The sequence below is a fragment of the Streptomyces cylindrosporus genome (genome assembly GCF_022698165.1).
Lineage (GTDB): Bacteria > Actinomycetota > Actinomycetes > Streptomycetales > Streptomycetaceae > Streptomyces > Streptomyces cylindrosporus.
Map to the genome: position 1 here is coordinate 132561 of NZ_JALDAY010000006.1, position 22546 is coordinate 155106.

Sequence of the window (22546 nt, forward strand, 5' to 3'; positions counted from 1 at the left end):
CTCAAGGTAACATGTTGCAGATTTACGGCAGCATGCGCAGAAGCGTTGCACTATTGCCCGCGTATTCGTAGGGTCGGTGCGGACCTATGAGATACGAGGGGGCCTGAACGATGGAGTTCACCTACGACGCCCGCACCCAGGAGCTCTGCGAGAACCTGACCGACTTCCTGCGCACACACATGGAGCCGGCGGAACCGGTCTTCTACGAACAACTGGGACAGCTGCCCAACCGCTGGGCCTGGAGCGAGGTCCCCGTCATGGCCGAGCTCCGCGCGGAGGCCCGCAGGCGCGGCCTGTGGAACCTCTTCCTGCCCGGCGAGCACGGAGCCGGGCTCACCAACCTCCAGTACGCGCCGCTCGCCGAGATCACCGGCCGCAGCGGACACCTCGCCCCCGCCATCATCAACTGCGGCGCGCCGGACACCGGCAACATGGAGGTGCTGTCGATGTTCGGCACCGACAAGCAGAAGAAGGAGTGGCTGGAGCCACTCCTGAACGCCGAGATCCGGTCGGCGTTCGCGATGACCGAGCCGGAGGTCGCCTCCTCCGACGCCACCAACATCACCACCAGGATCGAACGCGACGGCGACGAGTACGTCGTCAACGGCCGCAAGTGGTACATCAGCGGCGCGATGAACCCCAACGCGAAGATCCTCATCGTCATGGGCAAGACCGACCCGACGGCGGAACGCCACCGGCAGCAGAGCATGATCCTGGTGCCTCGGGACACCCCGGGCGTCGACATCAAGCGCGGAATGCAGGTGTTCGGGTACGAGGACAACGACCACGGCGGCCACGCGGAGATCGTGTTCGACGACGTCCGGGTCCCCGCCGAGAACCTGATCGGCGACGAGGGCGACGGCTTCGCGATCTCGCAGGCCCGGCTGGGCCCCGGGCGCATCCACCACTGCATGCGGGCCGTCGGCTCCGCCGAACGCGCCATCGCGTTGATGTGCGAACGCGCGGACCAGCGCGTGGCCTTCGGCAAGCCCCTCTCGGAACAGGGCACGGTCCGCGAATGGATCGCCCAGGCCCGGGTGAAGGTCGAGCAACTGCGACTCCTCACCCTCAAGACCGCCTGGCTGATGGACACCGTCGGCAACAAGGGCGCCCACACCGAGATCCAGGCGATCAAGATCGCGGCACCGCAGGTCGTCGGCTGGATCTACGACAAGGCGATCCAGCTGCACGGCGCCGGAGGGCTGTCGCAGGACTTCCCGCTCGCCCAGTCGGCTGCGCTCATCCGCACGCTCCGCATCGCCGACGGCCCCGACGAGGTCCACATCAACTCGCTGGCCAAGCGCGAACTGCGCCGGCAGGCCGCCGCCCGAAACGCCCGGTGAGGGAGAGCCATGAAGATCTACCGGAACCTCGCCGAGTGGGAGACGGCCCTCGGCACGCACATCGGCCACTCCGACTGGTACACCGTCACCCAGGACGAAGTGAACCTGTTCGCCGAGGCCACCGGCGACCACCAGTGGATCCACGTGGACCCGGTGCGCGCGAAGGACGGGCCGTTCGACGGGACCATCGTCCACGGATACTTCACGCTGTCCCTGATCCCCGGGCTCGTGTGGCAGGTCTTCCGGGTGGACGGGATCGAGATGTCCATGAACTACGGCACCGACAAGGTGCGCTTCCCGGCGCCGCTGCCCGTGGGGGCGCGGATCCGCGCCGGTGTCGAACTGGTGGCCCTGGAGCCCCGGGCTGGCGGGGTCCAGGAGGTCCTCCGGGTCACCGTCGAACGCGAGGGCGGTGACAAGCCCGTCTGCGTCGCCGACACGGTCAGTCTTCTGTTCCCGGCGACGCCTGCGGTCCCGGCAACGCCCGTGGCCCCGGCCGGCACGAACGACGTCGGGAGCCGTCCATGAGCGCGGCCCTCGTCGGCCGGACCGCCATCGTCACCGGCGGAAGCCGAGGCATCGGACTCGCCGTCGCGGAACGCCTGGTCGCCGAAGGCGCCCGGGTGGTCGTGACCGGGAGGAAGCCGGAGGTCCTCGATGACGCGGTGCGCGCGCTGGGCGGTGCCGAGCACGCGCTGGCCGTACCCGGCAAGGTCGACGACCCCGACCACCAGGCCGAGACCGTCAGCAGGGCGCTGGAGGAGTTCGGCTCGGTCGACCTGCTCGTCAACAACGCCGGTATCAGCCCCGCCATGGCCCCGCTCGTCGACCTCGACCTCGGCGCGGTCCGCAAGACGCTGGAGGTCAACGCGGTCTCCGCCCTGGCGTGGACCATGCGGGCCCATCGCGCCTGGATGGGCGAGCACGGCGGATCCGTCGTCAACATCACCTCGCTGGCCTCCCGGCGAGCGGCCGCGGGCATCGGGTTCTACGGCGCCAGCAAGGCCACACTGACCTATCTGACGGAGCAGCTCGCCGTCGAGCTCGGTCCCCGGGTCAGGGTCAACGCCGTGGCGCCGGCCGTGGTGAAGACACGCTTCGCGAGCGCCCTCTACGAGGGCCGTGAGGACGAGGTGGCGGCGCCCTATCCGCTCAAGCGGCTGGGGAACCCGGGCGATGTCGCGGGCGCGGTGGCCTTCCTGCTGTCCGACGAGGCCAGTTGGATCACCGGCCAGGAACTGCTGGTGGACGGCGGGATCTCGCTCGTCCGCTGAGCGCCCCGCCGGAAGTGCCCCGCCGTGACCGAAGAGGGCCGGAGCCTGACGGCTCCGGCCCTCCTGTTGTCCGTTCTGCCCCCGACGGGATCAGTCCCCGAACCGCGCCACCAGGCGCGCGTCCAGTCCGCCCTTCGACAGGCGGGCCAGCCCGGCGGCGATCTCCTCGAAGGCGATCGTCTCGGTGACCGGGCTCAGGTCGCCGGTGGCCATCAGGTCGTAGACACCCCGCTGCGCCTCCTTGGAGGCGCCCAGCGCGCCGGCCAGCGTGACCTGCTTCATGATCAGCGACTTCGTGCTGATCGTGGTCTCCAGGGCCGCCATCCCCGGCAGGACCACCCGCCCGCCGCGCCGGACCGCGTCCACGGCGGCGGCGGTCGTGGTGCCGGCGCCCGCGAAGTCCACGATCACGGCCAGCTCTTCGTCGGCGAGTTCCCGGATGTCGCCGACGATCCGCCGGGCGCCCATCTCCATCGCCAGCGGCCAGAGGCTCTGGTTGCGGGTGGCGACGTAGACCTCGTAGCCCTTGAGGACCGCGATCCGGGTGGCGATCTGCCCGAGGCCGCCGAAGCCGATGATGCCCACCTTGTCACCGGGCCGGGCCTCGCCCACGCCCACCAGGGCGTGGTAGGAGCAGGCGCCGGCGTCCGCGCCCACGGCCGCGTGTTCCCAGGAGACGCCCTCGGGTATGCGGATCAGGTCCTCGGCGCGGGCGAGCATCCGGGGCGCGTAGCCGCCGTCCCGCTCGTGGCCGGGCATGGACGCGAAGGTGAGGAAGACGCTGACCCGGTCGCCCGTCTTCCATTCGGTGACGCCCTCGCCCACCTCGCCGACGACACCGGCGATCTCGTGGCCGAGGGTGATCGGGTTCTTGCTCCCGTGCCGGGGCCAGTTCTCGTCCTCCAGCATGCCGACGTCGGAGTGACACAGACCGACGGCCTTGACGTCGATGACGACCTCGCCGGGGACGGCGACGGGTTCCGCCACCTCGTTCAGGACGAGGGGCTCGTGGACCGCGGTGAACTGCCATGCCTTCATATGCGCAGCGCTCCTTGTGCGAGTGCGGACGATGACGAATGAGTACGGGCCCCTGTCAGCGCGGCAGCCCCATGCCCCGGGCGACGAGGTTGCGCTGGATGTCGCCGGTGCCGCCGGCGATCACGCCCATGATCGACGAGCGCAGACCTTCCTCGAAGTGCCCGGCGCCGACCGCGCCCTCGGCCCCGTGGTGGCAGAAGGCGTCGGGGCCGAGCAAGGCGACGGCGGTGGCGTTCAGGTCCTCGGCGAGCTCGGTCGCCGTGATCTTGGCCATCGGCGCCTCCTTGCGCGCGCCGTCACCGGAGGCCATCGCCTCGACCGCGGCGTTGACCAACGCGCGCGCCGCCTGCAGCCGGACGGCCAGCCGGCCGATCTCCGCCCGCAGGTCGGCCCTGCGCGCCGGCACCACCAGCTCCGGACGGTCGGTCACCAGCCGCACCAGCCGGTCGAAGGACCGGTGTGCCTTCATCACGCTGGCCCCGATCAGCACCCGTTCGCCGGCGAGCGCGGCGCCCAGCGCGGCCCACCCCTGGTTCTCCTCGCCGATGAGCCGGTCCTCGGGGACGAGGACGTCGTCCCAGAAGGTCGTCGCCGACACGTCGCCGCCGAGGGACCGGTGTCGCTGGACCGTGATGCCCGGGGAGTCCAGGTCGACCAGGAACAGGCTGATCCCGGCGTGCGGCGGGGTGGCGTGCGGGTCGGTCCGGGCGGCGAGCACGATCAGCCGGGAGTCGGGCACGCAGGTGCCCCACAGCTTCTGGCCGTTGATCCGCCAGCCGCCCGGCACCCGTTCGGCGCGGGTCCGCAGCGAGGCGAGGTCGGATCCGGCTCCGGGCTCGGAGTAGCCGAGGGCGACGGACAGGTCGCCGCGGCGTATCTCGTCCAGGAGCAGGTCCCGCAGTTCCGGCGGGCCGGTCCTGATCAGCATCGGCGCGATGGAGTTGACGCCCATCCAGATGTTGCCGACCGGGGGGTCGCTGTAGGCGATCGCCTCGGAGAAGGCGGCCGCCTCCGCCGTACCGAAACCGCCGCCGCCCAGCTCCCGCGGCCAGCCGACGCCGATCCAGTCGCGGTCGCGCAGGACGGCCCGTGCCGCGTCGTCCCACGAGCTCAGGTTCGCGGGAGGCCCGTCCGCCCAGGGGGCGAACGCCTCCAGGACCTCCCGGCGTATCCGCTCCGCCTCGAGGCCGAGCTCGAAGTCGGGCAGCCGCGCGCCCTCGTCGAGCATCCGGTCGCCCACGCTCGTCGTACCGGCGGCGGCCGACAGTACGGCCAGGTCGGCGTGGGCGCGGCGGAACAGCCAGGGCGCCTCGTGCTCTTCGAAGTAGCCCACCGCCGCCAGCGTGTGGTGGCCAGCGAACTGGAGTTCGACCAGGGTTCCGGTGACGAACTCCAGGTGGATCTCCGCCGCCGTCCGCCACTGCGGATCGCCCCTGCCGAGCAGGACCATGGCGTGGTCCAGGAGCCGCCCGGCCGCGGTGAGGGCGGTCTCGACGTCGACGAGCCGGTGGGACACCGCCTGGAAGGAGCCGATCGGCTTCCCGAACTGCTCGCGCTGACAGGCGTGTTCGACCGCCAGCTCATGGGTGCGCCGCACCGCGGCGGCGGCGCGGGCGGCCAGGCCGGTGCGGCGCAGCAGGAGCAGGTCGGGGTGGTCCTCCAGCTTGGCGGTCCACTCCGGCGGCCCGGACAGACGGGCCTCGGACCAGGCCGGAACGGCAAGCCCGGGCAGCGGGGTCACGGTGGCCCCGTCCAGCGCGTGCCAGGTCAGCAGGCCCGCCTCCTGGTCGATGGCGAGGACGTGCGTGGCGACGGCGCCGGCTTCGAGGTGTCGTACGACGATGTCGCCGCCGTCCCGGTCCCGTGCCGTGTGGGCCAGGACCGGGCGGAGCGAACCCTCGGCGATCGCGCGGACGGCCGAGCCGTGGCCGCGGTCCTCCAGGACGCCCGCGGCCAGCGCGGCGTCGACGACGGGCAGCGGGCAGGCGACGCGGCCGAGTTCTTCCTGCATGGCGATCGCCGCCGGCGTGAGTTCCGGGCCGGCGAGGTCCGTCCAGCCCTGCCGCGCGGCCACCGCCCACACTCCGGTGAGATCGCCGTTCTCGGCGGTGGTGGCCGCCGGCCAGTGGCGGGAGCATTCGCCGCGCACGGACTCCCGCAGGGCGTCCAGGTCGTCGGCGTCCATGCCGCCCCAGGAAGCGGCGCCGGACGTGCTCCCCGGTGCCTTGCCGTCGGGTCGTTGTCGGTTCACGGTTCCTCCGCGCAGTTCGTGTTCTCGCGCGCCGGTGCTGGTCACAGCGCGGTCATGCCGCCGTCGATGAGGAGGTCCACGCCCGTCAGATAGCCCGCCTCGTCGGAGGCGGCGAACACGGCCAGCGACGCCACGTCCTCGGGGGTGCCCATCCGGTTCGCGATCAGCGAGCGGTCGATCAGCTGCTGCTCCGCCCCGGGGTTCTTGGACAGGTAGTTCCGGTCGACGACGGGAGTCTTGATGGCGCCGGGGCTGATCGTGACGGCGCGGATCCCGTAGGGGGCGCCGTCGGACGCGACCTGGCGGGAGAAGGCCAGCACCCCGCCCTTGGCCGCGCAGTGGGCGGCGAACCCCTGCCCCGGTGTGGCGAGGTACGCCGACGTCGACGCGGTGCTGATGACGACCCCGCCGCGCTCGGCGAGGTGCGGCCAGGCGAACTTGGTCACGTAGAAGACGAGATCGAGTTCGTTGCGCATGGCGTACCGCCAGTCCTCCACCGTCATGTCCGGCAGGGGCGCGAAGCGGGGCGCGGAGGCGTTGTTGAAGACGACGTCGATGCGTCCGTGGACGGCGGCCGACTCCTCCACCCAGGCGCGCGCGGCGTCCGGGTCGCCGAGGTCCACCGGCGCCATGCCGGTCATCTTGGCGCCGGCCTCCGCGACCAGCTCGACCGTCTCGCGGTTGCCCTCCTCGGAGAGGTCGCAGCCGATGACCAGCGCGCCCTCCTGGGCGAACCGGACGGCGGCGGCCCGGCCCATGCCGCTGGCGGTTCCGGTGATGAGGGCGACCTTTCCCTCAAGGCGTCCGGTCATCGGCCCGTCTCCTCAGTGGTGTCGTGTACGGCGGCCTGGAGGATCCCCGGGTCCTCGTGGAAGAGCAGGTGTCCCCGGCCGGGGAAGGTCCGCAGCGTGGCGTGCGGCAACGCCTTCTGCCAGGCGGCGGCCTGGGGCAGGGGGTTGACCGCGTCCTCCTCGCCCCACAGCAGCAGCGTCGGCGCGGTGATCCCGGCCAGGACGTCCGCCAGTGCGTGGTCGCCGTCGCCGGGCACGTACCGGGTGCGGGACTCGTGCTCGCGCACGCGAGCCGCCTGGAACTCGGGATCCGGACCGGTGGGGAACCGCCCTTCGAGGATCCGCGGGTCGGTGGTCAGCGCGGCGAGGCGCTCGGCGGGGCTCATCGGGGCCAGGTCGGCCGACGGGTGGCCCGGCACGTCCATGCCCCAGGGCGCCCCCAGCACCAGCCGGCTCACCCGCTCCGGGAACAGGGCCGCGAAGTGCGCCGCCCGCCAGCCGCCCATCGAGTGCCCGACCAGCACGGCCCGCTCGACGCCGAGCGCGTCGAGGACGTCACGGGTGTGCTCGGCAACTTCCCGGCGGCTGCTCACGGGAGGGTCGAGCTCGGTGGAACCGTATCCGGGCAGGAGCGGCACCACGACCCGGAAGCGCTCGGCCAGGCCGCCCAGGAAGCCGAAGCCCTCGACGACGCCACCGCCGTGCAGGAAGACGAGCGGCTCACCGGTGCCTGCCTCGCGAACCTCGGTGGGCCGGCCCTTCACGCCGAGGACGGCGACGACGAGGGTCATTCGTCCACCGCCTCGCGCACCGCCGGGATGACGTGCTCGGCGAAGGCGTCGAGGGTGCGGTTGCCCTCCTCCGGCGTCATGTCACCGACCGGGGTCATGAGGACGAAGTAGTTGGCGTGTCCGAGCCGGGCCTGTTCGACGTAGTAGTCGCGTACCTGCTCGACCGTTCCGGCGACCGCCATCCCGGACTCCAGGGGGTCCCGCTCCAGGACGGCCTGGGCGACGGGGTTGTCCATCACGGGCAGTTCGGTCTGCAGGTGCGGAGGAACCGTGCCGCGGGCCCGCGTGATGGACTCGATGTAGTACGACCACGCCCGGTCGAGGATCTTCTTGGCCTCCGCCTCGGTCGGCGCGATGACGACCGTCTGGGTCTGGCCGATCAGCGGATCCTTGACGTGCGGGTTCTGGTGTCCGGGCTCTTCCCGGCTGGCCGCGCGCAGCTCGTCGTAGCGTGCCCGCATCGCGGCGGTGACCGGGCCCGTGGTCACGAAGTTGTGCCCGCCCCGCCCCGCGACCTCCACGTTGCCGGCCGTCCACAGCGGCGGGTAGGGGTGCTGGACTGGCTCGAAGGGGAGCTTCATCTCCATGAAGTCGTAGAAGTCCGAGTCCGCGCTGGAGATGATGCCCGTCTCCCAGGCCTCCAGCAGCATGGCCGAGATCTCCCGGGCGCGCGCCGACGCCTCCTCGGGGTCGTGCCCGAACTGGAGGTGCTCGAACTTGGTGATGCCCTTGCCGAGACCCAGTTCGAGCCGCCCGTGGGAGAGCACGTCCAGCATCGCCATGTCCTCGAAGACACGGACCGGGTGGTGCAGCGGAAGACAGACCACCGTGGGGATCAGTTTCAGCGTTGTCGTCTCGCGGGCCAGCGCGGCGAGGAAGACGGACGCGGAGGGGGAGGCCGAGAGCCGGTGACCGTGGTGCTCGGCGAGGTGGAATCCGTAGAAGCCGGCCGCCTCGGCCCGCTTGAGGTAGGCGATGCGGGATTCGTAGAGGGCCTCGACGCCCTGGTCACCGCTCATCTCGATGTGGTCGAAGATCCCGAACTGGATCGGCACGGGGTGCTCCTTTGTCAAAGCCACCTTCAGGGCGGTGGGAAGGGTGCGGAGGGAGGGCGGACACCGGTGTGCGGCCGGTGTCCGCCGTGGACTGCGGGCCGGGTAGTCAGTCCCGGCCGTCGCGGAAGGACTTCGGCCAGATGCCCTGCTTGCCGGGGGACAGGATCCCGTTCGGGTCCACGGCGTCCTTGATCCTCTCCACGAACCGGAGGTAGGCCTGGTCGCCGAAGCTGTACTGCGCCTGGGCCAGATCCATGTTGGCCAGGTGGGCGCGGTACTCGCCGAAGCCCGCCTTGCCCGCGTCCTCCACCACGCGCCGGCACACCTCGTAGCCGCGCCGGGTGTCGGAGGCGTCGAGGACGTCAAAGATCACTCCGAAGACGTGGATGTAGCTGCGGGCGTTGATCAGGATGGGGTTGGCGAAGTAGTCCAGGCCCATCTCCCGCTCGATGAAGTTCTTCAGGAGGGTGTGCAGCCGGAACGCCTCGATGCCCTCCAGGGCCGAGACGAGTCCGGTCCCGGTGTGGGCGCCGGCGTCGGTGCCGTACCAGCGCAGGAAGTTCAGCCACTCCAGGTTCGGTGCCCCGCCGAGCACCCGGTCCGGGAAGCTCTCCAGGCCGGCGATGTCCTCCGGCGCGTGCTTGGTGGCGAGCACCCGTGCACCGGGAATCCGCCCGATCGCGGCGGTGATCTTCTCGATCTTGTGGTCGGCGACCACGTTGTCGTCCCACAGCGCCCCGTGCACGCTCCACCGGCCGACCTGCAGATCGCCCGCGATCTGGTCCACGATGTGGTCCGGGGTCGGCCCGTCGCCTTCGTACCAGCGCGAGCGCTCCCCCGTGATCGACGCGAGGGTGAGCGTGTTGTACATGGACGGCACGCCCTCGATCGTCCGGTCCAGGCGCAGCCGCCGCAGGGTGTCCATCAGCGGCACCAGGTCCGCCTCGCGCGGGACGTGGATCCAGAACGGCGCGTACACCTCCGGCTTCGGCATCAGCCAGACGCCCATCTTGACCACGACACCGAAGTTGGACTGCATGAACAGCGGGTCCAGGGTCGGGCCGAGGCCGCGCCGGTAGAGGTGCCAGGCCTTGCTGCCGGGCAGGGCTCCCATGCCGGTCCGCAGCAGCTTGCCGTCGGCGGTCACCACTTCCATTCCGCACGGGGCCATGAAGTCGGCGCCGTAGGGCAGATACGTGGTGCCGTGCTCCAGGGAGTTGCCGATCACGCTGCCCCAGCCGAGGTCGGTGGTCGACACCATGAGCCGGTGCCCGCCGGCCTCGATGGCCTCGTACAGCTGTGACCAGGTCACGCCGGGTTCGACGACGGCGTATCCCAGTTCCTCGTTGATCTCCAGGATCTGGTTCATACGGCGCAGGTTCACGACCACGGAGCCCTGCACGCGCGGCGAGCTGCCGCCCAGGCCGTTGTTGCGTCCGGTGGAGGTGGTCCAGATCGGCACCCGCTGCTCGTTGGCGATGCGCAGGATCGCCTGGATCTCCTCGACGGAGGCCGGCTGGACGACCGCCGAGGACTCGAACTCGGGCCAGTCCCGGTGCCAGAAGGGGTCACGGAACTCCAGCGCGTCCTCACCGGTGAGGACATGCGCCTCGCCCACCACGGCTCGGAATGCGTCAAGGGCCTTTTCGAGCTCGGCGCTCGACAGACCTGCGGGGACTATCTTGGTGCTCAAGGTTGCCTCCGTCCCGCGCCTCACCCGCTCGGTCGCAGGAGTGCGACATCGGAAGGCGGCTCTGCGCGTACACGTCGTTGTGATGGGAAAGGCCCGTAAACAGGACCGTAACGTCTTCGAATGACATTGTCACGACTGGCGTCGTAGTTTTGTTTAGCTTTCCTGGGGTCCCGGGGCCTGGCCGCGGACCACGTGGGCGCGCAGCCGTGTGCCGGTGCCGTCGGTCCATCCCCTGGAGGCCGCGAACGCCACCATGGCGTCGAACTCCCGCACCCAGTCCGCGTCGTCCTCGCGGGCGCAGGCGGCGCGCAGCTCCCGGACGGACACCCACGCGTGCGTGGGCGACAGCAGCCGCGCCAGCGGTGCCGAGGTCCGGTCGATCTCCTCGTCGGCGGCCTCACCGGCCACCACGACACTCAGCCGTTTCAGGTCGCCGGCGTCACGCACCTCGCAGCGCCGACGCCCGACGTCCACATGAACGATCATGTGCTCCTCCTTGCCGTACGGGCGGCGGCGACGGCGGTCCCGCCCGCGAAGCGTCCTGTCATGCCGCCCTCCTCCTTCTTCGCGTCTCCGCGCTTCTGCGCGTTCCGCGCGTCCACGCGGGGCCCGGAACCGGGTCCGGCGAGGTCCACCGCGGTTCGGGGGACCGCGCGACCGGCCGCGACCGTGCCGCGGACGACCGACGTCCCGTCGCGGCCCCGCGGCGGAGCCGCATATCGACACAGCCGGCGGAGCGCTCAGCTCAGCCGCTCGACGATCATCGCCATGCCCTGCCCGCCGCCGACGCACATGGTCTCCAGGCCCACCTGTTTGTCGTGATGCCGGAGCGAGTTGATCAGCGTGCTGGTGATCCGGGCACCGGTCATGCCGAAGGGGTGTCCGACCGCGATCGCGCCGCCGTTGACGTTGACCGTGTCCTCGTCGATGCCGAGTTCGCGGACGGAGGGGATGACCTGCGCGGCGAAGGCCTCGTTGATCTCGGTGAGGTCGATGTCGCCGATGCCCATCCCCGCGTGGGCCAGCGCCTGGCGGGTGGCCTCCACGGGGCCGAGCCCCATGATCTCGGGAGACAGCCCGGTCAGCCCGGTACTGACGATGCGGGCGAGCGGGGTGATGCCGAGCTGCCGGGCCTTCGTGTCGGACATGATCACGAGTGCGGCGGCCCCGTCGTTGAGCGGGCAGCAGTTGCCCGCGGTCACGGTGCCGTCCGGCCGGAAGACCGGCTTCAGCCCGCCTACCGCCTCCAGAGTCACTCCTGGGCGCGGGCCGTCGTCCTGGGTCACCACCGTGCCGTCAGGGAGGGTGACCGGCGTGATGTCCTTGGCCCAGAAGCCGTCGGCGATCGCCTTCTCGGCGCGGTTCTGGCTGCGCACCGCGAACGCGTCCTGCTCCTCGCGGCCGACCCCGTGCAGCGCCGCGACGTTCTCGGCGGTGTGCCCCATCGCGATGTACACGTCCGGCAGTGCCCCCTCCTCCCGCGGGTCCGTCCAGACCCGGCCGGCCGCGGCGATCTCCTCCGTCCGCGCCCGCGCGTCGGCGAAGGCCGGGTTGAGGGCGTCGGGACGCAGGTCGGAGCTCTCCGGGCCGCCGTAGGCGCTCACCGTCTCCACCCCCGCGGAGATGAAGACGTCGCCCTCGCCCGCCCTGATCGCGTGCAGCGCCATCCGGGTCGTTTGCAGGCTGGAGGAGCAGAAGCGGTTGACAGTGGTGCCGGGCACCTGGTCGAGGCCGGCGAGCACCGCCACGATCCGGGCCATGTTGAAGCCCGAGACACCGGACTGCTGACCGCAGCCCAACATGAGGTCGTCGATGTCGCCCGGGTCGAGCTGCGGGACCTGCGCCAGGGCCGCGCGCACCATCTGCACGGTCAGGTCGTCGGGGCGGATGCCCCGGAGCGACCCCTTGAAGGCTCGGCCGATCGGGGAGCGGGCGGTGGCGACGATCACGGCTTCGGTCACGTGGGACTCCTTGGGACGGCGAATCGCTGCGACTGGAGCCCCGGCCCGCGGGGGCCGCTCCAGATCCGGGACGCGGCGGTCGGCGGCTGCGGCCGCGCCGGGCATCCGGTGCGCACACTACCCTGAGAGAAACAAATTGGAAACGCTACACGCAAATCTGTTAGACATGAATCGGATCGACACCACCGGGACGCCACACACCCTCCCGATCGAGCGGCACGGATTCAAGATCTCAACGAATCAAAAGGGTATGCCGACGATGATCTGTTACACGTTCCGGCCGGCGCCCCCTAGGATGGGGCCATGGTGGACAACGGGAACTCACCCAAGCCGACATCGCTGACCATGGATCTCCTAGGCGACTTCGACCGCACCGGTGGCCGGGAGATCCGGCTGAAGGCCCTCGTCGCCCTGGGCGAGGAGCTCGACATCTCCGGCCCGGTGATGCGGGTCACCCTCGCCCGACTGCGCGAACGAGGGTGGTTCGACGTGCGCCGCGAGGGACGCGAATCGATCTACCGCTTCACTCCGACCGCCCTCCAGGCACTCGACGAGGGACGCCGGAAGATCTTCCGGGAGCCCCTCGCCCCCTGGGACGGCGAGTGGTCGATGGTCATCTACACGGTGCCGGAGAGCGACCGCCAGACGCGCGACGAACTCCGCAAGAAGCTGTCCTGGCTCGGTTTCGGCCCCCTCGCGCCGGCGACCTGGGTGTGCCCGCACCCCCGGCTGGACGAGATCGCCAACGCCGCGGCGACACTGCCCAACGCCCGGCTGGCCCTCCTCACGACCCGCACCACCGGACTGCCCGCCGACCGCGCCATGGCCGCCCAGTGCTGGGAACTGGAGGAGATCGCCGCGGACTACGCGACGTTCGTACGGTGGCTGCGCACCCGGCTCGACGAGTACCGCTCCCCCGCACTCGACGCCGGCACGGCGCTCGCCGAGCGTGTCCGGCTCGTCAACACCTACCGGCACGCCGTGCAGCGGGACCCGCAGCTCCCGGCGGAACTCCAGCCGCCCGGCTGGACCGGCGACGAGGCGCACCGGCTGTTCGTCCGGGCCCACGACGCGCTCGCGGCGGCAGCGACCCCCTACGCCGAGGCCGCCGTTCCGCAATGAATAACAATCATCTGGCCATAGCCGAAAAACCGTTATACATTCTCCTCGAAGCCTAGTGGCCGAGGAGCGACGACATGCCCCACTACGAGTGCATCTCTGTTGAGACCGAAGACCGCGTCACCACGGTGACCCTCAACAGGCCGCACAAGCGCAACGCGATGAGTCCGCAGCTCAACGACGAGATGCTGGACGCCCTCACCCGTCTGTCGACGGACGCCGGGACGGACGTCCTGGTCCTCACCGGCGCGGGGGACTCCTTCAGCGCCGGCATGGACCTCAAGGAGTACTTCCGGGAGACCGACCACGACCAGGTCCTCGCCGACAAGGCCAGGTGGACCATGCGGGAGTGGGCCTACAACCGCCTGCGTTTCTTCCCCCGGGTGACCATCGCCGCAGTCAACGGCTGGTGCTTCGGCGGGGCCTTCATGCCCCTCGTGTCGTGCGATCTCGCAATCGCCGCGGACGAGGCCCAGTTCGGACTGTCCGAGGTGAACTGGGGCATCCTTCCCGGCGGTCTGGTCACCAAGGACATCGCGCTGTCGATGGGCTACCGGGACGCGCTCTACTACGCGCTCACCGGCGAGACCTTCGGTGGACAGCGCGCCCGGGAGATCGGGCTGGTCAACTCCTCGGTGCCGGCGGAGGAGCTGGGCGAGGCGGTCCGGGAACTCACCGCCAAGCTCCGCAAGCTCAACCCCGAGGTGCTGCGCTCCACGAAGGAGACGTTCCGGCACGCGGCGACGATGAGCTACGAGCAGGCCACGGACTACATGGCGGCCAAGTCGGCCCAGCTGCTCACCCGCGACGGCGAGGACGGCAGGCAGAAGGGCCTCACGCAGTTCCTGGACACCAAGGAGATCAAGCCGGGGCTGGCCCCGTACCGGCGGACGGACTCCGGCAGCTGAGCCGCGGGTGGTGATCCGCCGCGCCGGTGACCCGGCACGGCGGATCACCACCCGCGTACGGACACGCCGATTCGGCCCGCCGCCCCTGGGGCGGCGGGCCGAATCGGCGTGTCCGGGGGTACCGTCCGGGCCGAGCGGGCCGGACGCCGGGCAAGCTGAGCGGGCCGGGTGCAGTCGACTGCGGTTCGGCAGCACCCCCATAAGGACGCGGTTCCTCCCCCCCCAGCCGAAAGCCGGGGGGGGAGGGACCGCGCGACCAGCCACAACGGCGGTGGATCAGCGAGTGCCCCGGATCCGGGGCACCGACAGCGCGCCGGCCAGGGCGAGGGCGCCCGCGAAGGTGAAGAAGAGGGCGTAGCTGTCGCCGCCGCCGATGCCCAGCAGCGCGGGGGCGAGCAGGGGGGCCAGCATCAGGGGCAGGGCGTTGGCGATGCTCATGACGCCGAGGTCCTTGGCCGCGTTCTCCTTGCTCGGGAGCACCACCGTGATCATGGCCATGTCGACGGCGTAGAACATGCCCGCGCCCGCGCCCGCCAGGATCTGGGAGACCACGACCGTGGCGAAGTTCGGCGCGTACGCCAGAAGCACCAGGCTGAGCGCGATCACCAGGCTGGCGCCGATGACGAAGGGCTTGCGGGCGCCCGCCTTGTCGGAGATCCAGCCGCTGCACGCCGCCACGAGGGCGTTGGCGACGTAGTTGACCAGGATCAGGAGCCCGACCTTGCCCGCGACGACGGCATCCGCGACCTGGAAGTCGGACATCAGGTAGTAGGCGAGATACGACGGCGGGGCGACTATGCCGAACATGACCAGGACCCTCGACAGCCAGGCCCAGCCGAAGTCGCGGTGCTTGACCGGGTTGGTCCAGAAGCTGCCGGCGATCTCACGGACGGACAGCCGCCCGGGCTTGGCCTCCAGGCGCTGGTCCGGGAGCGTGACCGCGTAGTAGGTGACGAGCACGAACGCCAGCAGGGCCGGTCCGAGGAACTGCACCCTGACGTCGGAGAACCGGGCCACGAGCTGGGCGCCGGCCACGGTGGAGACGGTGAGCGCGAACCCCAGCGCGCCGGAGACCTTGCCGAGCCGGGAGGCCGGCACCTGGTCGGCGACCGTGGCCTGGAGGGCGGCCATGGTGCCGAAGAGCGACGACTGGGCGATCACCCAGCCGACGGCGATGACCGGCACCGAGGGCACGAACGCGATCAGCGACAGGCCGAGCAGGCCGCCCGCCACACCGCCGACGAGCCAGGGCCGGCGCCGGCCGAAGCGGGAGGTCGTACGGTCCGAGAGGCGGCCGACGAGCGGGGTCCCGATCAGGGAGAACAGGGCGCCCAGGGTCAGCACGAGGCTGAGGCTGGCCGTCTTGTGGGCCGGGTCGACGTGGGCCACCCGGAGCGGCAGCGTGACGAGTACCGGGGTCAGAAGGGCGCTGAAGAGGCCGAACTGAGCCAGGGCGATCTTCGTGACGAAGCCGGGGGGAAGAGCGCGTGGCACGTCGGCCACGGAACCGCCCGGGGCGCCTACGACCACCGGGACGCTTGAGTTATCCATGACCATGTCTCCTCTGAGCGGAGGGAGCGGAGCGACATGAGACGGGCGGCGAGGTGGGGGGACGCAGCGGCTCGGCCGGAACCCGGGCCCGGCACGGAGGACCGGGCCGAGCTGACAGAAAACACTTTCAGGTTCGCCATGACGGATCGGTTTGACATCGCGGCTCGAAGTCGCCCCGGTCAGGCAGCACCAAAGTAGAAGGCATCCAGCCAAAGAACAACACTTCTGCGTACGCAGAATAAATTGTGTTTTACATCGATGGGCTCGCTGAGTCCACCGGGTGCGGCACCGCGCTCAGGTGGACGGCGTGTGCCCGAAGGTCGACTCGTAGTCGCGCCGGATCTCGGCCGGCAGGAACTCGTCCTCCAGCCGCCGCACCCGCTCGGTACCGGTGAGGGACGGCAGCGGCGCCGCGCCCCAGGGGCTGTCGGCGACCTTCCGCGCCCAGTCGTCGAGGGCGGGGGTGCCCTGCTGCCGGAAGGCGTGCAGCAGCTCCCACGCCGCCTGCAGACCGGACTTCGAGGCCAGGACCGGGAAGAGGGCGATGCGCAGGCCCAGCCGCTCGTACTCGTCGAGGGTGGGGCCCGGACCCTCGCCTCCCCACACGGTCATCACGGGCGCGGGGACGCGCTCGCAGGCCTCGGCGATCTGTTCCCGTGTCTGGAGGGAGTTCAGCCAGACGAAGTCGGCTCCCCCGTCCTCCACGTAGCGGACACAGCGCTGGACGGCTTCCTCGAAGCCGCCGTCCTCGGCTCCGATGGCGTCGCACCGCGCGCAGATCGCGAACAGCGGGTCCAGTTCGTCGCGGGCACGCACGGCCGCGCGGTACTTGCCCACCGCCTCGTCCACCGGGACGAGACGGCGGCCCGCGTCCGTGCCGGACTTCTTCGGGGCCTCCTGGTCCTCGATCTGCACCGCCGCCGCGCCCGACCGGACGAGCTGCTGTACGGCGAAGTACACGTTCACCGCGTTGCCGTACCCGGTGTCGCCGTCCACCAGGACGGGGATGTCGGCGTGCCCGGCGACGCGGCCGGCGTGGACGGCCATGTCGTTCAGGCCGAGGACCCCGACGTCCGGCGCGCCGTACAGGAACGCCGCCGCCTGGGAACCGGCGAGGAAGAACGCGTCGTAGCCCGCGCGTTCGGTCATGGCGGCGTCCATCGGGCTGAATCCGCCCGGTACGACGGTCAGGCCGTCGCGGGCCAGCAGGGACCGGAACAGTTCGCGCTTCTGCGTCGCCGATCGCACGGTCGGTTCCTCTCGATCAGATCGGATAGGTGGGTCAGATCGGGTACGTCGGAGCCGTCGGGCTCGCCGTCACCCACTGCCAGTGGGTGAACTCGTCGAGGTTCCAGTGGCCGCCGTGCCTTCCGCCGTTGCCTGAGCCACCCATGCCGCCCATGGGGATGTGGGCGGCGTCGTTGATCGTCTGGCCGTTGACGTGGATCATCCCGGCCCTGATCCGGCCCGCCAGGGCGAGGCCGCGGGCGAAGTCCCGGGTGTGCACGGCGGCGGACAGGCCGTACTCGCCGGCGTTGGCGAGGGCCACCGCGTGGTCGTCGTCCGTGAACGGGGTCACCGCGACGACGGGGCCGAAGATCTCCTCGGTGAACGCTAGGGAGGCGGGATCCACGTCGGCCAGCACGGTCGGGGTGAAGAAGGTGCCGTTGCGGGTGCCGCCCGAGACCAGCCGCGCGCCCGCCGACACCGCCTCGTCCACGATCTTCTCGACACGGCCGGCCTGGTCCTCGCTGATGAGCGGGCCGATGTTCACGGCCGGATCCGCCGGGTCCCCGACGCGCAGCGCCTCGGCCTTGGCGGTGATCCTCTCGACGTAGGCGTCGGCGAGGCTCTCGTGGACCAGGTGGCGGCCGGTGGCCATGCAGATCTGCCCCTGATGGAGGAAGGAGCCCCAGGCCGCGTTGTTGACGGCGGCGTCGAGGTCCGCGTCGTCGAGCACCAACACCGGGTTGTTCCCGCCGAGTTCGAGCACCGCGCGCTTGATGAGGGCCCCGGCTGCGGCACCGACCCGGCGCCCGGCGGCCGACGAACCGGTGAAGGAGATCACCGGCACCCGGGGGTCCGCGACCAGCGCCTCGCCGGTCTGCGGCCCGCCCGGGACGACGTGCAGCACCCCCGTCGGCAGCCCGGCCGCTTCGAGGATCCGGGCGATCACCCAGCCGCCGGAGACGGCGGCCTTGGGATCGGGCTTGAGCACCACGGCGTTGCCGAGCGCCAGCGCGGGCGCGACGGAGCGCATCGCGAGCAGGAGCGGGGCGTTCCAGGGGGCGATCACGCCCACGACGCCGACCGGGACACGGCGGGCCATGCTGAGCGTCCCGGGGGTGTCGTGCGGCAGCAGCTCGCCGGTCGGGAGGTCGGTCAGGGCGGCCGCCGCGGTCAGTTCGTCGAGCGACTTCGTGACCTCCTGCTCGGCCTTGCCCCGGGTGCTGCCCGTCTCGGCGACCAGCGTCGCCACCACCTCGGCGCGGGCCTCGGCGAGGGCGTCGGCGGCGGCCAGCAGCACCTGCTTGCGCCGGGTGGCGGGGCCGAGGCCCCAGGCAGGCTGGGCGCTCGCGGCCACGGCGCACGCCCGGTCGACGTCCGTGGCATCGCCGAGGCCGATCCTGCCGACCGGGGACCCGTCCGCCGGGTTGCGCACCTCCCGCTCGCCGCCGGACGGAACGCGCCATCCGTCGGAGAAGATCAGTCCCTGGAGCGAGATCAGGTTCAGGGCGGACATATGGACTCCCCTCTCGGCCAACGGCCCCACGCTAAGATCCACGCCGTCCCGCCGCCTTGGGCACACCGCGCCAACCTCCGCCCCCTGTTTCCTACACGGTGTCGGATGCGATCATGAGGCGGGGCGCGTTCCGGACGGTGGACCGGCGGGCTGGTGGACGGGCACGTGGAACCCCGGGGCAAGGAGGCCTGGCATGGACATCGACACGACGGTGGAACACCTCGCCGCGCTGCTCGAACGCCCGCTGGTGCTCTACGACGTCGACCTCAACGTGGCCGCGTACAGCGCCCATGACGCGGACGTCGACGAGGCCCGCAGGCTGACGATCCTCTCCCGGCGCGGCAGCGCCACCGTACGCGACATGCTGCGCGCCTCCGGAGCGGCTCACACCGCCTCACCGGTACGGCTGCCCGCGGCGGACGGGGTCCCCGAGCGGATCGCGGTCGGGGTGCGCCACGACGGCCGGCTGATGGGCTACCTGGTGTGGGTGGAACCCGGAGCCCCACGGGACGTACCCGCCACCGTGCGCGAACTCCTCGACCGGTTCGGACCGGACCTCGGCCGCCTGCTCGCCGTACGGGCGCTGGACAGCCAGGAGACGCGGCTGCGGTTGCGCATGCTCGTGTCGGACCTGGTGTCGGACGACGCGGCGCGGCGCGCCGAGGCCGCCCGCGCCCTGGTGGACGACGGCGCGCTGCCGGACGCGGCGGAGTACACCGGCTTCGTGATCGCCGCCCCCGACGCGGGAGGCTCGTCGGCGGCGCAGCGGCGCACCGCCCTGGAGTCGGCGCTGGCAGGTCTCGCCCGGTCGATGCGCGAGGCGGTCGCGGGGGCGGTGATCGGCGACCGGGCGGTGGCCGTCCTCGCCCACGGTGCGAGCCGGTCCCGGACTCCCGTTCGGCCGCCCGCGCGCGAGGGGGTACTCGTCGGCATGGGCGCCCCGGTGCACGAGCTGTCCGACACGGTGTCGTCAGTGCGGCAGGCCCGGCTCGCCGTGCGCGGCGGGGAACTGGACCCCGTGCGGTACGGCCCGGTCGTCTCGTGGGACGACCTCGGCCTGGACCGGCTCCTGCTGCGGCTGCCGTTGGAGCGGCTGACGGTGGAGGATCTGCCCGCCTCGGTCGCCCGGCTGGTCGACCCGGCGTCAGGACCCGATCTCGCCACCACCCTGGAGGCCTACCTGGACTGCGGCGCGGACGGCCAGGAGACGGCGAAGCGCCTGATGATCCACCGCAGCACCCTCTACTACCGGCTGGATCGCGCCCGCAAGGTCACCGGGGCCGACCTGCGGGACGGCGCCGCACGCAGGGAGCTGCACACGGGGCTGCGGGTCGCGCGGCTGGCGGGGATCCTGCCGCTCTTCCCCTCCACCGGCGGCTGAAAAACGCGGCCGGATCGCCACCTCTCCGACACCGTGTCGGAATTCCCGCCCCCCATGTGGTCCACGGCATCCGATGTGCCCGCAGCGGGGCCGGGCGTTGACTCCGAGTGACACAGATCCGCAGGGTCCAGGTCCGTAGGAGCACACATGACCACCTCAGTACCGGCCGGCACGTCCGGTGCCCTCACCGGCGCCACCGGCATCCTGACCGGAGACCAGTACCGCGCGAGCCTCGACGACGGACGCGAGGTGTGGCTGTCGGGCAAACGTGTGGACAACGTGGCCACGCATCCGGCCTTCAGTGGCGTCGTCGACGAGTTCGCGAGGCTGCTGGACCTGCGCCACGACCCGGAGCACGTCGAGCTGTCGACCTTCGTGTCTCCGGAGACGGGCAACCGGGTCAGCCAGGCGTACTCGATGCCGACCACTCCCGAGGAGCTGCGCGCCAAGTTCGCGGCCAGCGAGTGGTGGATGCGCGAGAGCCTCGGCCAGCTCGGGCGCTCCCCCGACTTCATGTCGAACGTCGTCGTCGGCCTGCGCGACTACGCGCCCGAACTGGCCGCCGTACGGGAGGAGTTCGGGAAGAACGCCGTCGCCTACCACCGGTACGCCAGCGAGCACGACCTCGTCCTCACGCACGCTCTCGGCGACCCCCAGATCGACCGCAGCGCCGACCCGCGCAAGGACGACACCCTCTCGCTGCACATCGTCGAGGAGAACGCGGACGGCGTGGTCGTGCGCGGCGCCAAGCAGCTCGCCACGCTCGCGCCCTTCTCGCACGAGGTCCTCGTCTACCTCAACGGCGTGACCGCGGCGCGCGGCGCCGAGAAGTTCGTGCTCTGGTTCGCGCTGCCGATGAACGCGCCGGGGCTGCGGATTCTCTGCCGGGAGCCGTACAGCCTGGACGCCGAGGGCCACACGCACCCGCTCGGACGCCGCTTCGACGAGCAGGACGCGATGCTGTTCTTCGACGACGTCCTCATCCCCTGGGACCGGCTGTTCCTGCTCGGCGACAGCATGACCGCCATCAAGGGGCTGGTCCGCATCAACGCGTGGAGCCTGCAGTCCACCCACATCCGGTTCCTGCAGCGGCTGCGGGTGTTCGTCTCCGTCGCGAAGATGGTCGCCCACTCGATCGGCGTGGACACCTTCCGCGGCATCCAGGAACAGCTCGGCGAGCTGATCTCGTACGCCGAGACCCTGGAGCTGGGCATCATCGGCGCCGAAGCCGCCGCCGAGCGCACCCCCGGCGGGCTGCTCGCGCCCCGCGTGAGCTACGGCCTCGGCTTCTGGTCGGCCGGTGTGTCGGCGCGGGTCGCCGAGATCCTGCGGCAGATCGGCTCCTCCGGGCTGATCATGCAGCCCAGCGAGGCCGACCTCACCTCCGAGCTGCGGCCGACCCTGGAGACGTACATGCGCGGCCACGACATCGGCGTGGACGAGAAGTCACGGCTGTTCCGCATCGCCTGGGACCTGGTGGGCTCCGGCTTCGGCTCGCGGCAGGAGCTGTACGAGTACCTGCACCGCGGCGAGCCGGGCGCCGGCCGCACCCGGCTGTGGCGGTCGTACGACAGCTCCGCCGTCGACGCGCAGATCCGCGACCTGATCTCCCGCCCCTGAAACTCCCCGTAAGGAGCCCCCGTTGATCATCGACGCCCACGGGCATGTCACCGCGCCCGACTCGCTCTACGTGTGGAAGTCCGGCCTGCTGTCCCATCGCGGTTCGCACGGCGTACGGCCGCCGTCCGTCAGCGACGACCAGCTCCGCGAGGCCTGGCACGCCCCGAACCCGAGCTTCGGCCACGTCTCCCACATGGACCACCTCGACGAGGCCGGGATCGACATCCAGCTGATCTCGCCGCGGCCGTACCAGATGATGCACAGCGAGCAGCCCGCCCGGATCGTCACGGCGTTCACCGAGGCGGTCAACGACGTGATCCACCAGTCCGTCCAGCTGTTCCCGGACCGGCTGCGCGGCATCGCGGGCCTGCCGCAGACCCCGGACACGGACGTCGCCGCGTGGACGAAGGAGCTGCGCCGCACGGTCACCGAACTCGGCTTCGTCGGAGCGCTGTTGAACCCGGACCCCTACGAGGGCACCCGTACGCCTCCCGCGCTGGGCGACCGCTACTGGTACCCGCTGTACGAGGCGCTGTGCGAACTCGACGTGCCCGCGGTCATCCACTCGGCTGGCTGCAAGCCGCCCACCCGGGAGCCGTACAGCCTGCACTTCATCCAGGAGGAGACGGTCGCCGTCTGGAGCCTGCTGTCGTCCTCGGTGCTGACCGACTTCCCGGATCTGAAGATCGTCGTCTCGCACGGCGGCGGCGCGATCCCGTACCAGGTCGGGCGGTTCCAGCCGGACGTGGTGCGCTCCGGCGGGGTGCCGTACATCGACCGGCTGCGGCGGCTGTGGTTCGACACCTGCCTGTACACGCAGGACGCGATCGAGCTGCTGATCCGCACGGTGGGCGTGGACCGCTGCCTGTTCGGCACCGAGAAGCCCGGCACCGGCTCGCAGATCAACCCGGCCACCGGCGGCTGGTTCGACGACATCCACACCCTGGTCGACGGCATCGAGTGGCTCAGCGACGGGGACCGCCAGGCGCTCTACGAGAAGAACGCCGTCTCGCTCTTCAGGATCTGA

General features: G+C 71.2%; 19 protein-coding genes. 8 read left to right on the plus strand and 11 right to left on the minus strand.

Translation table 11 applies throughout. The annotated features are described in order from the left end of the window. Window positions 1-110 precede the first annotated feature (110 nt). Genes MQP27_RS20370 through MQP27_RS20380 form a run of 3 tightly spaced genes read left to right on the plus strand, consistent with a single transcriptional unit; the run spans window position 111 to window position 2617 of the window. A complete protein-coding gene (locus MQP27_RS20370) occupies window positions 111-1343 on the plus strand; it encodes an acyl-CoA dehydrogenase family protein (protein ID WP_242766716.1) in 1233 nt (410 codons plus the stop codon). A 9-nt stretch (window positions 1344-1352) separates the two neighbouring features. After that, the gene (locus MQP27_RS20375; RefSeq protein ID WP_242766717.1) at window positions 1353-1871 is read left to right on the plus strand and encodes a MaoC family dehydratase; all 519 of its coding nucleotides are present in this window, start codon (window positions 1353-1355) and stop codon (window positions 1869-1871) included. Next, window positions 1868-2617 (plus strand): SDR family oxidoreductase, encoded by a 750-nt coding sequence (locus MQP27_RS20380; RefSeq protein ID WP_242766718.1) that lies wholly within the window; start codon window positions 1868-1870, stop codon window positions 2615-2617. The genes MQP27_RS20375 and MQP27_RS20380 overlap by 4 nt, the downstream gene beginning before the upstream one ends. A gap of 90 nt (window positions 2618-2707) precedes the next feature. Here MQP27_RS20380 and MQP27_RS20385 read toward each other — a convergent pair whose 3' ends face one another. From MQP27_RS20385 to MQP27_RS20420, 8 genes are all read right to left on the minus strand, one after another. Beyond that, complete coding sequence (locus tag MQP27_RS20385) at window positions 2708-3655, minus strand: zinc-binding dehydrogenase (protein ID WP_242766719.1); 948 nt, start codon at window positions 3653-3655, stop codon at window positions 2708-2710. Window positions 3656-3710: 55 nt separating this feature from the next. Continuing rightward, the gene (locus MQP27_RS20390; protein ID WP_242766720.1) at window positions 3711-5906 is read right to left on the minus strand and encodes an acyl-CoA dehydrogenase family protein; all 2196 of its coding nucleotides are present in this window, start codon (window positions 5904-5906) and stop codon (window positions 3711-3713) included. Window positions 5907-5947: 41 nt separating this feature from the next. Then, entirely contained in the window at window positions 5948-6718 is a 771-nt protein-coding gene (locus tag MQP27_RS20395; RefSeq protein ID WP_242766721.1) for an SDR family NAD(P)-dependent oxidoreductase, read from the minus strand. Beyond that, a complete protein-coding gene (locus MQP27_RS20400; RefSeq protein WP_242766722.1) occupies window positions 6715-7488 on the minus strand; it encodes an alpha/beta fold hydrolase in 774 nt (257 codons plus the stop codon). The genes MQP27_RS20395 and MQP27_RS20400 overlap by 4 nt, the downstream gene beginning before the upstream one ends. Then, window positions 7485-8543 (minus strand): LLM class flavin-dependent oxidoreductase, encoded by a 1059-nt coding sequence (locus tag MQP27_RS20405; RefSeq protein ID WP_242766723.1) that lies wholly within the window; start codon window positions 8541-8543, stop codon window positions 7485-7487. Before MQP27_RS20405 ends, MQP27_RS20400 begins: the two co-directional genes overlap by 4 nt. A gap of 106 nt (window positions 8544-8649) precedes the next feature. Then, window positions 8650-10236 (minus strand): FAD-binding oxidoreductase, encoded by a 1587-nt coding sequence (locus MQP27_RS20410; RefSeq protein WP_242766724.1) that lies wholly within the window; start codon window positions 10234-10236, stop codon window positions 8650-8652. 153 nt (window positions 10237-10389) lie between these two features. Then, complete coding sequence (locus MQP27_RS20415; protein WP_242766725.1) at window positions 10390-10722, minus strand: hypothetical protein; 333 nt, start codon at window positions 10720-10722, stop codon at window positions 10390-10392. Window positions 10723-10976: 254 nt separating this feature from the next. Then, a complete protein-coding gene (locus MQP27_RS20420; RefSeq protein WP_242766726.1) occupies window positions 10977-12197 on the minus strand; it encodes an acetyl-CoA C-acetyltransferase in 1221 nt (406 codons plus the stop codon). A gap of 303 nt (window positions 12198-12500) precedes the next feature. Between MQP27_RS20420 and MQP27_RS20425 the strand changes: the two genes are divergently transcribed. Both MQP27_RS20425 and MQP27_RS20430 read left to right on the plus strand, forming a co-directional pair. Next, window positions 12501-13319, plus strand: a complete 819-nt coding sequence (locus MQP27_RS20425) for a PaaX family transcriptional regulator (RefSeq protein ID WP_242766727.1) — start codon at window positions 12501-12503, stop codon at window positions 13317-13319. 74 nt (window positions 13320-13393) lie between these two features. After that, window positions 13394-14224 carry a p-hydroxycinnamoyl CoA hydratase/lyase gene (locus tag MQP27_RS20430; RefSeq protein ID WP_242766728.1) on the plus strand — a complete coding sequence of 277 codons (831 nt, stop codon included), beginning with the start codon at window positions 13394-13396 and terminating at the stop codon, window positions 14222-14224. A 276-nt stretch (window positions 14225-14500) separates the two neighbouring features. On the opposite strand, the gene MQP27_RS20435 is transcribed toward MQP27_RS20430, so the two are convergent. The 3 genes from MQP27_RS20435 to MQP27_RS20445 all read right to left on the minus strand — a co-directional run bounded on the left by MQP27_RS20435 (window position 14501) and on the right by MQP27_RS20445 (window position 18518). Beyond that, window positions 14501-15775, minus strand: a complete 1275-nt coding sequence (locus tag MQP27_RS20435) for an MFS transporter (protein WP_242766729.1) — start codon at window positions 15773-15775, stop codon at window positions 14501-14503. Between the two features lie 294 nt (window positions 15776-16069). Further along, the gene (locus MQP27_RS20440; RefSeq protein WP_242766730.1) at window positions 16070-17023 is read right to left on the minus strand and encodes an isocitrate lyase/PEP mutase family protein; all 954 of its coding nucleotides are present in this window, start codon (window positions 17021-17023) and stop codon (window positions 16070-16072) included. Window positions 17024-17057: 34 nt separating this feature from the next. Continuing rightward, window positions 17058-18518: an aldehyde dehydrogenase family protein gene (locus MQP27_RS20445; protein WP_242766731.1), complete on the minus strand. Its 1461-nt coding sequence runs from the start codon at window positions 18516-18518 to the stop codon at window positions 17058-17060. Between the two features lie 193 nt (window positions 18519-18711). On the opposite strand from MQP27_RS20445, the gene MQP27_RS20450 reads away from it, so the two are divergent. The 3 genes from MQP27_RS20450 to MQP27_RS20460 all read left to right on the plus strand — a co-directional run bounded on the left by MQP27_RS20450 (window position 18712) and on the right by MQP27_RS20460 (window position 22546). Then, window positions 18712-19899 carry a PucR family transcriptional regulator gene (locus tag MQP27_RS20450; protein ID WP_242766732.1) on the plus strand — a complete coding sequence of 396 codons (1188 nt, stop codon included), beginning with the start codon at window positions 18712-18714 and terminating at the stop codon, window positions 19897-19899. Between the two features lie 147 nt (window positions 19900-20046). Then, a complete protein-coding gene (locus MQP27_RS20455) occupies window positions 20047-21519 on the plus strand; it encodes a 4-hydroxyphenylacetate 3-hydroxylase family protein (protein WP_242766733.1) in 1473 nt (490 codons plus the stop codon). Between the two features lie 22 nt (window positions 21520-21541). Next, the gene (locus tag MQP27_RS20460; RefSeq protein ID WP_242766734.1) at window positions 21542-22546 is read left to right on the plus strand and encodes an amidohydrolase family protein; all 1005 of its coding nucleotides are present in this window, start codon (window positions 21542-21544) and stop codon (window positions 22544-22546) included.

Bases quoted from the DNA above. Each gene is read 5' to 3' on its own strand.
- MQP27_RS20375 (WP_242766717.1), top strand. From the start codon at position 1,353: ATGAAGATCTACCGGAACCTCGCCGAGTGGGAGACGGCCCTCGGCACG.
- MQP27_RS20430 (WP_242766728.1), top strand. From the start codon at position 13,394: ATGCCCCACTACGAGTGCATCTCTGTTGAGACCGAAGACCGCGTCACC.
- MQP27_RS20370 (WP_242766716.1), top strand. From the start codon at position 111: ATGGAGTTCACCTACGACGCCCGCACCCAGGAGCTCTGCGAGAACCTG.
- MQP27_RS20445 (WP_242766731.1), bottom strand. From the start codon at position 18,518: ATGTCCGCCCTGAACCTGATCTCGCTCCAGGGACTGATCTTCTCCGAC.
- MQP27_RS20380 (WP_242766718.1), top strand. From the start codon at position 1,868: ATGAGCGCGGCCCTCGTCGGCCGGACCGCCATCGTCACCGGCGGAAGC.
- MQP27_RS20435 (WP_242766729.1), bottom strand. From the start codon at position 15,775: ATGGATAACTCAAGCGTCCCGGTGGTCGTAGGCGCCCCGGGCGGTTCC.
- MQP27_RS20450 (WP_242766732.1), top strand. From the start codon at position 18,712: ATGGACATCGACACGACGGTGGAACACCTCGCCGCGCTGCTCGAACGC.
- MQP27_RS20455 (WP_242766733.1), top strand. From the start codon at position 20,047: ATGACCACCTCAGTACCGGCCGGCACGTCCGGTGCCCTCACCGGCGCC.
- MQP27_RS20425 (WP_242766727.1), top strand. From the start codon at position 12,501: ATGGTGGACAACGGGAACTCACCCAAGCCGACATCGCTGACCATGGAT.
- MQP27_RS20385 (WP_242766719.1), bottom strand. From the start codon at position 3,655: ATGAAGGCATGGCAGTTCACCGCGGTCCACGAGCCCCTCGTCCTGAAC.
- MQP27_RS20415 (WP_242766725.1), bottom strand. From the start codon at position 10,722: ATGATCGTTCATGTGGACGTCGGGCGTCGGCGCTGCGAGGTGCGTGAC.
- MQP27_RS20400 (WP_242766722.1), bottom strand. From the start codon at position 7,488: ATGACCCTCGTCGTCGCCGTCCTCGGCGTGAAGGGCCGGCCCACCGAG.
- MQP27_RS20395 (WP_242766721.1), bottom strand. From the start codon at position 6,718: ATGACCGGACGCCTTGAGGGAAAGGTCGCCCTCATCACCGGAACCGCC.